Source organism: Candidatus Amarolinea aalborgensis, from assembly GCF_900491745.1.
Classification (GTDB): Bacteria; Chloroflexota; Anaerolineae; order SSC4; family Amarolineaceae; genus Amarolinea; species Amarolinea aalborgensis.
In genome coordinates, this window is the sequence record NZ_UETR01000041.1 from 1 (window position 1) to 12,399 (window position 12,399).

A 12,399-nucleotide genomic window follows, 5' to 3' on the forward strand; every position below is an offset into this window, starting at 1 on the left:
AATGCACCCACCGCATTGACGCTCCACACACTGGATGCTATAATACCCTCGACTGCTCACCACACCGTCGCCGTAATCCCCAGGCCCAGACTCTATCCGTATGGCAGAGCACAGTCCCGCGCTCACGTGCTGTCGTGTGCGCGGAAACCATGCGCATGCGCAAGCAAGCTGACCTTGCTGGTCAAGCCCAGTCTTTCCTGCCATGCCACAAGGAGAATCGTGATGCGGCGATCTGAACCCCACGGTAGGCGCCTTCCCCACGGGAGGCCGAGTACACCGCTGAATGTTGCCACCGCTACGCCCAGCGCCGGCGCAGCGCCCACTCTCCGCCGCGACCCTGACTTGGGCCTACAGGTGGTCATCTTCGACCCGAGCATGCCCCTAAGTCAGATTCAGGCCCGGCTCGATGCCATCGCAGCGCAGCAAGTGGACAGCGAGATGGGGATCGGGCGCTATGCCGTGCTGTTCAAGCCCGGCGTTTACGGCAGCGCTGAGCACCCACTTGTCTTCCAGGTGGGTTACTACACGGACGTGGCCGGCCTGGGCGCATCACCCACTGAGGTCGTCATCAACGGCCACGTGGATGTCTATAACCGCTGTTACGCTCCCGACAGGTGCCTCGCCCTCACCAATTTCTGGCGCTCCCTGTCCAACCTGACGATCCACGTCATGGGCGCCGCGGGCTGCCGCGCCGCAGGCAACTTTTGGGCCGCCTCACAGGCCGCTCCGCTGCGCCGCGTCCATATCACGGGCGGCGACCTCTTGCTCCAGGATCACTGTACAGCCGGCCCCCAGTACGCCAGCGGAGGCTTCATCGCCGATTCGCAGGTCGGCTTCGTCAGTAACGGCGTGCAGCAGCAGTACTTTGTGCGCGACAGCCAGATCGCTGGCTGGTCCAACGGCGCCTGGAACCAGGTCTTTGCCGGCGTCGTAGGCGCACCGCGGCAATCGTTCTCCACCACGCCGCGCGATCCACAGCCCTATACAACCCTGGACGTCAGCCCGGTCACGCGCGAAAAGCCGTTTCTGTCTGTTGATTCCTCCGGCCGCTATTATGTCTTCGTCCCGGCGCTGCGCCATCAGTCCGTCGGCACGACCTGGGCCAACGGGCCAACCACCGGGACGTCGCTCCCGATCGAGCTCTTCTTCATCGCCCGGCCTACCGACAGCGCGCACGCGATCAATGCAGCGCTGGCGTCCGGTCAGCACCTGATCTTTACCCCCGGCATCTACCACCTGGATGCTACCATCGAGGTCCAGCGCGCCGATACGGTCGTGCTGGGACTAGGCCTGGCGACGCTTGTGCCCGAGAATGGCATCGTCGCGATACAGGTGGCTGATGTGGCGGGGGTCAAGCTCGCCGGACTGATCGTTGACGCAGGCCCCGTCAACTCGCCGGTGCTGCTGCAGGTGGGCACGCCGCATGCCCACCAGGGTGATCCCGCCAACCCAACGTCACTGCACGATGTCTACTTCCGCATCGGCGGGGCAACCCCTGGCAAGGCCACGACGAGCCTGATTGTGAACAACGATTATGTCATTCTGGACCACCTCTGGGCCTGGCGCGCGGACCACGGCCGCGGCGTGGGCTGGACCGCCAACACCGCGGATACCGGCGTTATTATCAACGGCGATCACGTGACCGCCTACGCGCTGTTTGTCGAGCATTACCAGAAACACCAGCTCATCTGGAACGGTGAGCACGGCCGCACCATCTTCTTCCAGAACGAGACGCCCTATGATCCGCCGGACCAGGCCGCCTGGTCGCACGACGGCGTCAACGGCTACGCCGCCTACAAGGTGGCCGACACCGTCACCACCCACGAGGCGTGGGGCATGGGGAGCTACTGCTATTTCAACCGCGGCGCCGATATCCACGCCACGCGCGCGTTCGAGGGCCCGAACACGAGCGAGGTCAAGCTGCACGATATTCTGACCGTTTTTCTCAACGGCTACGGCGGCATTGACCATGTCGTCAATGACACGGGCGCAGCCGTAAATTCCACCAACCAGATCACGAACATTGTCAGCTACCCTTGAGGCCATGGAGGATCGGTTCAAGCAGCTTCTGTAGGCCATCGGAAATTTGCCGTCAAGCCCAAAGTTGAGTACAATAGCACGCAGCAGATCGGGTTCTGGAAGAAGCAGAGGTGAGCGAGTCTTCTGTGCGTCGGCCCTCCTGCGTTAACCCGGGCCCGTGGCCTAGCGGGAAGGCACCTCCTTTGCAAGGAGGGGATCGTCGGTTCGAATCCGACCGGGTCCACCTTAAAATAGCCGGCGGTGCAGCCAACGGCAAAGATCAAATATGCGGGCGTGGCTCAGTGGTAGAGCATCTCCTTGCCAAGGAGAGAGTCGTGGGTTCGAATCCCATCGCCCGCTCTGTATCGCACATTCATGCGGGCGTGGCTCAGTGGTAGAGCATCTCCTTGCCAAGGAGAGAGTCGTGGGTTCGAATCCCATCGCCCGCTCTGTGTGATCTTCGGCAAGCATACGGGCTTGCCGCTCAGCCGAGGTAGCTCAGTTGGTAGAGCACGTCACTGAAAATGACGGTGTCCCCAGTTCAAGTCTGGGCCTCGGCACTCAGTTTACCCATCGTGAAATCGGGGATCGTCTAATGGCAGGACAAGGGACTTTGGATCCCTGTATCGAGGTTCGAGTCCTCGTCCCCGAGCCTGCAAGCGTCAGGAGCCGGTGAGCCAGGCACATCACTGGCCTCACCTGGCTCTAGGCCGCAACGGGTAAGCTCGGCGTGTGCATGGTGGCCATAGCTCAATTGGCGGAGCACCTGGTTGTGGCCCAGGAGGCTGTGGGTTCAAGCCCCACTGGTCACCCACCTGAGTGGTTGAAAGCCCAAATTCGTGGACAAACGCGAATTGCGGGCTTTTTTTATTGTGTACGGTTCGTTCGGTTCCTGGCTTGCGCAAGAACGAACCGGTTCAGGCGAGGTGCGCCGATGGGCAATGTATTAGTCCTCAATGCCAGCTATGAGCCGCTGAGTGTGGTGTCGGTCAAACGCGCCATCATTTTGCTGCTCAAGGAAAAGGCGGAATTGATCGAGGCAGCAGAAGCTTATTTGCGCGCCGAACGACGACTATTTCGCGTTCCGGTGGTCATTCGCCTGATCACTTACGTGCGCATCCCGCGGCACATGCCGCTGCCGCTGTCACGCCGCACCATCATTGCGCGCGACCGCTACACCTGTCAGTATTGCGGCTGTCAGTTCAGTCGCAGCGAGCTGACGCTGGATCATGTCATTCCACGCAGCCGCGGGGGTGAAACGGCATGGGAAAATGTCGTTGCCGCCTGCCGCGCGTGCAATCAACGCAAGGGAAATCGCACGCCCGATGAAGCTGGCTACGCGCTGTTGTCTGTGCCGCGGCGCCCGCGCTATATTGCGCTGACCCTGCTCAACGAGTATGGCCCGAACCAGCACAACGCCTGGCAAAAGTATTTGTACTGAGTGCGGTGCGCCGTACAAAGCGAAAGGCTCTCCGGTGAAGGAGAGCCTTTCTTTTTGGCACCGTAGCGTCTACAGGTTACCCCGAGGCGATGCTACGGTGCCGCGTTTACTACGTTCACTCATGAAGCATCACCTCCTCGGAATGGGATAGCGAGAGGTGGGGCTGGTGTGGATACCAGCGTGCGGTCATTATCGCATACGGCTTGGGATTTGTCAAAAAATCATTTTGGCGTCCGGTCGCGCAGACTGGCCTCGAGATCGTCCAGGCTGGCAAATTGCTGTACGGTCCGCACAAAGTCTGCCAGGGATGAGGATTGCTGGCGCAGCTGCTGCAGCTTTGGCCCGATGGGGTCTACTGCGCCCACACCAGTCGCGTAACTGCCATGAAAGGCGAAGTAGGCCTGGTTGAGCTTGCGTACATCGTAGCCCGCGGCCACGAACCTCTGACGTCGGGCTTCCATGAAGGCTTCGGCGGCGCTGACTTGACCGGCCGCCAGCAGCGCATCCACGGCCAAACGCGTGCTGCGCATTTCCCCCCCGAAGTTGAATGGCGCGGGCTCGGGCGTGCGCGCAGGCGGGCCTGGTTCGACTGGCGCGGGCGCGGCTGGCGGCTGCGCGTAGAAGCGCGCGAGGACCTGCGCGCCGATTTCATCGCCCACGATCGAGGCCACCGTTTCGTTGATCGTGGTCAGTTCGCCGTTGTCGAAGTAATGCCAGCCCAGCGGATGAAAAACCAGGTAGGTGTGCATCCACTCATGCGCCACTGTGCTGAGCACCCAGTCCAACGGCGCATCGTTCAGCACCATCGTCGGCCAGGTGGAAAAACCGCCAATGCCTTCGATCAAGGCGCGCACCTCGCCTTGTCTCTCAACATCATCTTCCAGGTCGTTCCACACGGTGAGCGGCGTGTCTGGCTGCAAGTACGCGCCATAGCGGCGGGTGATCTGGCTGCGCGGCGAGACGACCAGGTACAGCGGCGGTTCGGTGAAGCTGAAGCGCACCGGCGGCCACAGCATGCCCGCGGTCAGCAGATGTTCGTTGATGAGCGCCGCACCAACCTGACGCTCAATCGCCGCCTCGGCGATCGGACGCCAGTAGGACTGCTGCCGACGCAGGCTGGCGATCTCGGCGTTGAGCGCGGACACGTCGGCCCCCGGCGCGGCCTGTTGGCTGAGCGCCGCCGTGATCTCGCGTTCCACGCTGCGAATGTGCTCATTATTGGCGAAGTAGGCGCGCACCAGGGCAGCCTGGCTGGCGTCGTCCATCCCCTGCAGCGGTGAACGCACGGTATCGCGCACTTTGGACATAATGGTGTCTACTTCCCAACCCGCCAGGGCAAAGGCATGCGGCGCGGCGATACTGTCTGCGGCCAGGTCAAAGGCCCAATCGCTGCGCACAAAGCTGGCGCGTAAAGTCAACAGGCTGAAGCAGAGGAGAATGAGGGCGCGCAGGCGCGCGCGGCGCGCACCGGCTGACTGTTTTCGTTGACGACTCATGGTGAAAAAGAAGCACGACCGGCCGTCGGTGTCAGTGACACTGCGTTGACGCGGCCGGTCGTGCGAACGATCAGATTCTACGTTTAGCGCTTGCGCAGGCTGATGTTGACCTCGCGCGGGCTTTCCATGTCCGCCGTGATCTCGATGCCATCATCAGTCACAGACCGATAGTTCTTGGCCAGGATCGCCATGCTGTAGGACTGACCACGCGGCAGCGGCTTATCGAGTTGATAGTTTCCGCTGGCGTCCGCAGTGCCAAAGGCATAAATCTTGTCCTGGGAGAAGTCCTTGGACCACTCTGCGACGGTGACACCGGGCTGCAGCGCCACGAAGATGGCGCCCGCAATGCCGCGCCCAGTATCGGCGTCGGCGATGACGCCATAAATCTGTACGCCTTCATCGGTGTTGACAGGCGCGGTCACGCTGCCCTCGCCAATGGCGAAGCTGCCTTTCTGCACGAGTGCGTTGCCTAAGTAGAGTTCCAACCGGTAGGTGCCATCGGGCAGCGCGGACTTGCTGTAAATGCTGACCCACGTACTGCCGCTGGCGCCTTGGCTCCAATTGTCCACCTCGCGCATCACTTCCTGGTCATCCAGGTACCACACGCGTGTCCACTCCGCGCCATCCGGTGTGCCGCTGAAATCCCAGAACGCGTACGCCTCTTGGATGCCGCTGGGGAACTGCGCGCCAGGCTTGACGGGTTTGTCGTTCTTATCCACGCCCTGCGCAAAGGTGATGGCGCCCCATTGGGCGCCGCCCGTTGTGCCCTGGGCTGCCCCGCCAATGACGAACGAACCGCGGAACTGTTCCTTGCCGTCCACCTGCATGGTCAAGTCGTACTTGCCATTGGGCAGCGCTTTGGAATTGTTGGCGATGCTCAGCCAGTCATTGCCAGAGCCGGCGGTCTTGGCCACGATCGTATCTTTGACCGCTTCCTTGCCGTCCAGGTACCAGGCGTATACCAACTGCGTCCCCTTGCGGAAATCGGCAAAGTTATACGTGGCATAGACGCTGGTGGCCCCTGCGTCGAAACGGGTTCCGGGGCTGAGTGGCGTGCCGCTGCGGTCAATCGCCGTGGCAAACTTGACGCTGCTGATGCGTGGGCCTGACGACGGCGCGGGTGCGACGCCATTGCTGCTGCCGCCAACATCTTTGAGCGCGGCTTGAATCAAAGGCAGCACCAGCTTGACCGGCCGAATCAGGCTGATCTTGCCGATGTCTTCACGGTCGGAGACGCCGGCGGTGGGAATGCCAACCATCTCGCCTGCATCGTTGATCGCCAGACCGCCGGAGTTGCCGTGGTTGACTTCTGCGTCGGTCTTGAACCATTCGCTCTCGCCATCGGTGTTTTCATCCAGGAAGCCCGAAATGCGGCCCTGGGTGAAGGTGACGGTATCGCCGCCGATGCCGGGAAAGCCGAGCACGCTGACCTCGTCGCCGATTTGAACATCGTCCGAGTTGCCAATCGGCACCACGGTCAGGCCGAGGTTCGCAGGCAGGGCCGCTTTCTCATTGTCCACCAAGCCAACCACCTTGAGAATCGCCACATCGAGGTTGGGATCGGCCTGCACAATGCGTGCGGTGTAGGTCCAGTTGGGCATGCCGCGCAGATTTGCCTGATTGATCGCCAAGGCGGCCACACGCTGCGAGTTGTAGAAGCGTCCCGTCTTCGTGTCGCCCACCACATGGAAGTTGGTGACCACGTAACCCTTGTCGGACACCACCGTGCCGGATCCGGTCGAGTAACCGTTTTTCCCATCCAGCGCCACAGCCACACGGACTGTTCCCATAAGCGCTCGCTGCAGTTCGTTGCGTCCAACCGCCTGAGCCGGCTGCGGCTGCACGGCAGCCACCAACAGGCTGGTCAATAGGATGACCAGGACGAGCGCAAGGCGTGAAACGACCTTCATCTTTTGATTCATCATCGTCTGAATCCCCCGTTCTTCCTGTTAGAACTTCAGCGCGGCCAGCGCTCGTTCGTATGTCCCCAGATCGTCTTTGTATACGGTGGCATCCGCCTCGTAACGCAGCGCGTAGACCTGGCCGTTCACCAGCACGAGGGTGTCAGTCGTCTGAACCACCACGGGTAGTTGAGACAGGCTGCTGCCGCCCGCATCCGCAACATAGGCATAGGTGATGCGGACGCCATCAGTTCCTGCCACGCGCACCGCCTCAGAGGAAATGCTGCGGAAATGCTGGCGCTCGTTGGTCAAATCGAGCGTCCATTGGATCGCCGCATCGGATAATGTGCTGTTTGCAGCGAGGGGCGCGCTCAGCAGCGCCATGTGCGTCGCAAACGTAGAGCCAGAGCGTGGGTTGGAGGCGCTGAACAGGTTTTCACCGGTGGTCGTGTCGGCCACCCAATTGGCTGGATAGACGACCGCGGCCCCGCCAGGAATCGCATAGGTGTTGGTCTGCGTGGTAATGACCACGCGTAGAACCAACCCAACCAGCAGGGCAATCAACGCAGTTATGACTAGCGCCCAATCATTGCGGGCGAATTCAGCCGGTGTTGGTCCGGCCATCTTGACATTGGTTGACATGCGTGACCTCCTTCAGGCTGCCGCCGAATTGGCGCCGAGCAGCGCCTGCGTCTCGCGGTTGGCTCGGCGAATCAACAAGAAGACGACACCCAGGGTAACCACCGCGACCCCGGCCGCCAGCAGCAAGCCGTTGATCGGCGTGTAAACCAAACCGTTGGCAGTGACGCGATCGAGCGCGAAGAAAAACAGGCCGTTCAGCGTGGCCGCCAGCAGCAGGCCCACAGGCAGATAGTAGACGGGCGTGCGTTCGAAGCGCGCCTGGCCCAGGAAGTAGCCCATCACGCCAGCGAAACTGGCATGAGCCAGTGTGGTTTCGACGATGCGAATCGCGCCAACGCCCAGGTCAACGCCGCCGTTGCTCAGGATGTAGTTGAAATTGAGCATCGTGGCGAAGCCGAGGCCCGCGGCTGTGGCGTAGATGATGCCATCGGTGCGCTCATCAAACTCAGGCGCCCGGTAGACCGAGTAACGGACAGCCAGGTATTTGCAGAATTCCTGGATAAGGCCGATCACCAGGATGGACCCGATGATCTGCACCGTGGCGTTGGTGTAGAGCCAGTCCTGCACACGGAACAAGCGTTCCAGTACGGGAACGGCAACGGCGTTGGCCACCAGGATGCCCAGCAAGAAGACAGCAATGATGTAGCGTTTGGGTTCTGGCTCGGCATAGTCTTGCTGATAGAAAAATATCAGCCAAATCACAGCCGGCACCGCCGCCATGACGAGACCAATGCCGATGAGGGCTGTACCTTGAAGTCCGTTGGCAGGCACCAGGCGCGCCACAAGCGCCATGATGCCTACGAAGGCTAATAAGCCGATGATCTCAAGCACGCTGGCGACCCACAGGCCGCGACGTTCATGAGTCAACTTGGACAGTAGGGATTCGGTCATGTCTACTCCTCCTTCGTCAAGAGTCCTTTGCAGAAATCTTATTCAAATCTGGCATACACCCAAGACGTGTGCGGGCATAGCTGCCTCAACTAGGCGCACAACGGGGGATCCCCTCTGAGTTAAAATTTGATTCAATGGGCTTGGCGCAGATGAATGAACTAAAGTATAGCGCAAAGGTTGCTAGTTGTCTATTTTGGCGGTAGCTTGCCAGTAGTTGAAGCAGCGTTGGCGTAGCGTGGGAATGCCTTCCAAGGTGACATCGGGAAAGGATTGGCCCGCGCTCGCCAGCGCCGCGCGCAGGCGCCCTTCCAGCTTCTTGAGGCCGGCCGGGTAGGCATGTTGCTGGCGCGTGTGCCAACTGCGCGCCAGCGCGACATGACACGCCGCCAGGAAGAACTCACCCTGGGAAGCGCAGATGTCGGCCAGGAGGGCAAACAAGGCGGTCTTCTGGCTCTCTTCGCCGGGCAGCAAGGCCGCTCGGCAGGCCAGACGGGCTGCTTCTTCCCCATAGCCTAGCTGCTGCGCCAGCCGCGCCTGGTCCATGCACAGGCTCCAATCGAACGGCCAGCGCGCACACAGCGCCTGCACTTCGACGCGCGCATCCAGCAGATTGCCTTGCCCGGCCAGGGCCTGCGCAGCCAAACGTGGGAAGGTGGAGCGCTGGGGGTAGATCGCTTGCGCCTCCAGGGCGAGACGGCGCGCCCGCGACCATTGATTGAGCATCAGCAAGGCGCGTGCTTTCAACCGATACCAGCGCAGGCGAGGCGCGTCTGTGGCCGCGCCAGGCTGGTTGTCGGGCGGCGGTGGGCGGTCATCGAGCTCCGCCGGGCGTAGGCGTTCACCCCAGGCTTCCACGGCCGCCCAGTCGCCGCAGGCTGCCGCGGCCTCCATCACCGCCAGCACAGTCTCGACGATGGCCGGCCCTGCGCCGATCGCCAAGATTTCAGACGCGGTGTGCTGCATGGCCGCCAGATCACGCCGCGCCGCCAGCGGTCGCAGGTGCAGGTCGAACAAGTTCCAGGCCAGTTCGGCGCGTATCGCTAGGTCCGTAGGCGCTTGTTGGGCCAATTGGCGACAAACTCGCAGCGCCAGCCGGGGAAACCCGGCCAGGCGCAAACAGCAGGCGTAGCGCACACCGGCCTGTGGATTGCCCGCATCCCACGCGCGATGAAAGATCGCGCCGGCGCCGGCATAGTCGCCGTCTCGAAAACGCGCCTCTGCTTCATTCAAAGTTTCGTGGGGTGGTTCCATTGCCTGTCATCCTCCGGCCGTCATCCTCCACTGCACCGGCATAACGCTGCGTCCGGCGCCGATTTCGCGTTCGACCGGACGAGGCGCCAACTTCACGCACAACGGCGCCTTGTGGTAGAATGGCCGCGCAGCCGCAGCCATTCATACCTGTACGGAGAACGCCATGACGACACCCATGCGACGACAGTATCTGGAGCTGAAACGCCAGTTCAAAGACACGATTCTCTTCTTTCGCCTGGGTGATTTTTACGAAACCTTCGACGACGACGCCAAGATCGTGGCCTCGGTCTGCGATGTGGTTTTGACCTCGCGGCCGGTGGGCAATGATCTGCGCGTGCCCCTGGCCGGCGTACCCTGGCACAGCGTGGAAGGCTACGTGGCGCGCTTGATTCAGGCCGGCTACAAGGTCGCCATTGCCGAACAGCAGGGCGAAACGCCGGTGGACGGCCTGGTGCCGCGCCTGGTCAATCGCATCGTCAGCGCGGGCACCGTGGTGGAGCCGGGGATGCTGCCGGAGAAACGCAACAATTACCTGGCAGCTGTGGTACGCCAGGAAGATCGGGCTGGCGTGGCCTACGCGGACATTACGACCGGCGAATTCGCGACGACGGAGTTCAGCGGCGCGGATGTCGCCCAACGAGTGCATGAGGAATTGGCGCGCTTACAGCCGGCCGAACTGCTGACCGTCGAAGATGCGGCGGTGCTGCCAGGCGAAGCCAGCCTGGCCGCGGGTGCGTTGACGCGCCTGCCGCCCTGGCGCTTCGAACTGGCAACCGCACAGCGCGCGCTGCTCGATCATTTTCGCGTCCACACCCTGGCCGGCTTCGGCTGCGAATCGAAGCCGCTGGCAATCAGCGCGGCGGGCGCGCTGCTGCAATACCTGCGCGAGATGCAGCCGTCGGCGCTGGCGCAGTTGACTTCACTATTTACATACAGCCTCACTGAGTTCATGGTGCTCGACGAGGCGACGCGCCGCAACCTGGAACTGACGGAGTCCATCCGCGGCAGCGACAATCGTCACACGCTGCTGGCCGTGCTCGATGACACGCGCACGCCGATGGGCGCGCGCTTGCTGCGCCGGCGTTTGGGCCAACCGCTGCTCGACCTGGCGCAGCTCGACGCTCGCCTGGGCGCGGTGGCCGCGTTTCAGCAGCATGGACTGGTCCGCGCCGAGCTGCTGGCGCTGCTCAAGGGCTTTGGCGACCTGGAACGCTGGGTCAACCGCGTGGTGCAGCGCATCGCCCTGCCGCGTGACCTGCTGGGCATTCGCCAGGCGTTGACGAAGGTCAACGAGGCGCGGCGCATCACCGGCCAGATGCGCCCGGCCGCCGATGCCGCCGCGCTGTTTGCGGCGCTCGAAGCCCGGCTTGACCCCTGCGCGGACGTCGAAAGCCTGCTCAGCCAGGCGATTGTTGAAGAGCCGCCCGCCACATTGCAGCACGTGGGCATCATCCGTCCTGGCTTCAGCGCGGAGATTGACGCCGTGGTGGCAGCCTCCAAAGATGCCAAAACTTGGGTTGCCAACCTGGAGGGAACCGAACGCGCGCGCACCGGCATCCGCTCGTTGAAGGTTGGCTATAACAAGGTGTTTGGCTACTATCTGGAGGTGTCCACGGCAAACGCACACCTGGCGCCGGCTGACTACATGCGCAAGCAAACGCTGGTGAATGCGGAACGTTACATCACGCCCAAGCTCAAGGAGATGGAGTCTGTCATCCTGCACGCGGACGAGCGCCAATTGGAGCTGGAACAGCAGGTCTATCGCACGGTCCTTGACCAGGTGGCGGCGCAGGCCGGGCGCCTGCTGGCCCTGGCGCAGGCATTGGCCGAACTTGATGTGTACGCGGCGCTGGCAGAAGTGGCCGCGCGCAATCGCTATGTGCGCCCTGAACTGGCGGACGACGGGGCGATCGAGATCAAGGCTGGGCGTCACCCGGTGGTGGAGTTGACGCAGCGCGAGGAGCCGTTCGTTCCCAACGATGTCAGCCTGCACCCAGAGCAAGCCATCATCATCCTCACCGGCCCGAACATGGCCGGCAAGAGCGTCTTCTTACGCCAGGTGGCGCTCATTACCCTGATGGCGCACATCGGGTCTTTCGTGCCGGCCGATGCCGCACACATCGGGGTGGTAGATCGCGTCTTCACCCGCGTCGGCGCCGCGGACGACATCGCGCGCGGGCAATCTACCTTCATGGTGGAAATGGTCGAAGCCGCAAACATCCTGAATCATGCCAGCAGCCGCTCGCTTCTCATCCTGGACGAGATCGGCCGCGGCACCAGCACCTATGATGGCATGGCGATTGCGTGGGCCATCGTGGAGCACATTCACAATCACCCGCGGCTGCGGGCGAAGACGCTGTTTGCCACCCACTACCACGAGCTGACCGACCTGGCTCTGCGCTTGCCGCACGTGGTCAATTTCAGCCTGGCAGTGGCCGAAGAGGGCGGTCGCGTCGTCTTTTTGCACAAGATCGTGCCGGGCAAGGCTGATCGTTCTTACGGGGTGCACGTGGCCGAACTGGCCGGCTTGCCGCGCACGGTCATTGCCCGCGCCGACGAGATTCTGGCCGACCTGGAAGCGAAAGGCGCGGCCGGGCCGCGCAAGTTGGGCATGGCAACCGGGCCGCGGCAGTTGGGTCTCTTTGTCACCAGCCACCCAATTGTCGAAGACCTCAAGAAACTGGATGTCAACGGCCTCTCGCCCCTGGCCGCGCTCAATGTGCTGTTCGAGCTGCAGCAGCGCGCGCGCCAGGAGTAA

Annotated in this window: 8 protein-coding genes and 6 tRNA genes; 9 read left to right on the plus strand and 5 right to left on the minus strand. The window is 62.3% G+C overall.

The window, feature by feature from the left end; all coding sequences use genetic code 11:
* The first annotated feature begins 222 nt into the window (after positions 1-222).
* The 8 genes from ACPQ6D_RS21360 to ACPQ6D_RS21395 all read left to right on the plus strand — a co-directional run bounded on the left by ACPQ6D_RS21360 (position 223) and on the right by ACPQ6D_RS21395 (position 3,460).
* Positions 223-2,040: an adenylyl cyclase gene (locus tag ACPQ6D_RS21360; protein WP_423226381.1), complete on the plus strand. Its 1,818-nt coding sequence runs from the start codon at positions 223-225 to the stop codon at positions 2,038-2,040.
* 151 nt (positions 2,041-2,191) lie between these two features.
* Positions 2,192-2,263, plus strand: a tRNA-Ala gene (locus tag ACPQ6D_RS21365).
* Positions 2,264-2,307: 44 nt separating this feature from the next.
* A tRNA-Gly gene (locus ACPQ6D_RS21370) sits at positions 2,308-2,379 on the plus strand.
* Between the two features lie 17 nt (positions 2,380-2,396).
* A tRNA-Gly gene (locus ACPQ6D_RS21375) sits at positions 2,397-2,468 on the plus strand.
* Between the two features lie 38 nt (positions 2,469-2,506).
* Positions 2,507-2,579, plus strand: a tRNA-Phe gene (locus ACPQ6D_RS21380).
* 21 nt (positions 2,580-2,600) lie between these two features.
* Positions 2,601-2,671 (plus strand) — tRNA-Gln (locus tag ACPQ6D_RS21385).
* Between the two features lie 87 nt (positions 2,672-2,758).
* A tRNA-His gene (locus ACPQ6D_RS21390) sits at positions 2,759-2,831 on the plus strand.
* Positions 2,832-2,953: 122 nt separating this feature from the next.
* Complete coding sequence (locus ACPQ6D_RS21395) at positions 2,954-3,460, plus strand: HNH endonuclease (RefSeq protein WP_423226382.1); 507 nt, start codon at positions 2,954-2,956, stop codon at positions 3,458-3,460.
* A 221-nt stretch (positions 3,461-3,681) separates the two neighbouring features.
* Here ACPQ6D_RS21395 and ACPQ6D_RS21400 read toward each other — a convergent pair whose 3' ends face one another.
* From ACPQ6D_RS21400 to ACPQ6D_RS21420, 5 genes are all read right to left on the minus strand, one after another.
* Positions 3,682-4,956, minus strand: a complete 1,275-nt coding sequence (locus ACPQ6D_RS21400) for a hypothetical protein (protein ID WP_423226383.1) — start codon at positions 4,954-4,956, stop codon at positions 3,682-3,684.
* An 83-nt stretch (positions 4,957-5,039) separates the two neighbouring features.
* A complete protein-coding gene (locus ACPQ6D_RS21405) occupies positions 5,040-6,881 on the minus strand; it encodes a S1C family serine protease (protein WP_423226384.1) in 1,842 nt (613 codons plus the stop codon).
* A gap of 24 nt (positions 6,882-6,905) precedes the next feature.
* Entirely contained in the window at positions 6,906-7,499 is a 594-nt protein-coding gene (locus ACPQ6D_RS21410; protein WP_423226385.1) for a hypothetical protein, read from the minus strand.
* A gap of 12 nt (positions 7,500-7,511) precedes the next feature.
* Entirely contained in the window at positions 7,512-8,390 is an 879-nt protein-coding gene (locus ACPQ6D_RS21415; RefSeq protein WP_423226386.1) for a PrsW family intramembrane metalloprotease, read from the minus strand.
* A 180-nt stretch (positions 8,391-8,570) separates the two neighbouring features.
* A complete protein-coding gene (locus ACPQ6D_RS21420; RefSeq protein WP_423226387.1) occupies positions 8,571-9,641 on the minus strand; it encodes a hypothetical protein in 1,071 nt (356 codons plus the stop codon).
* Positions 9,642-9,804: 163 nt separating this feature from the next.
* On the opposite strand from ACPQ6D_RS21420, the gene mutS reads away from it, so the two are divergent.
* Complete coding sequence (gene mutS / locus ACPQ6D_RS21425) at positions 9,805-12,399, plus strand: DNA mismatch repair protein MutS (protein ID WP_423226388.1); 2,595 nt, start codon at positions 9,805-9,807, stop codon at positions 12,397-12,399.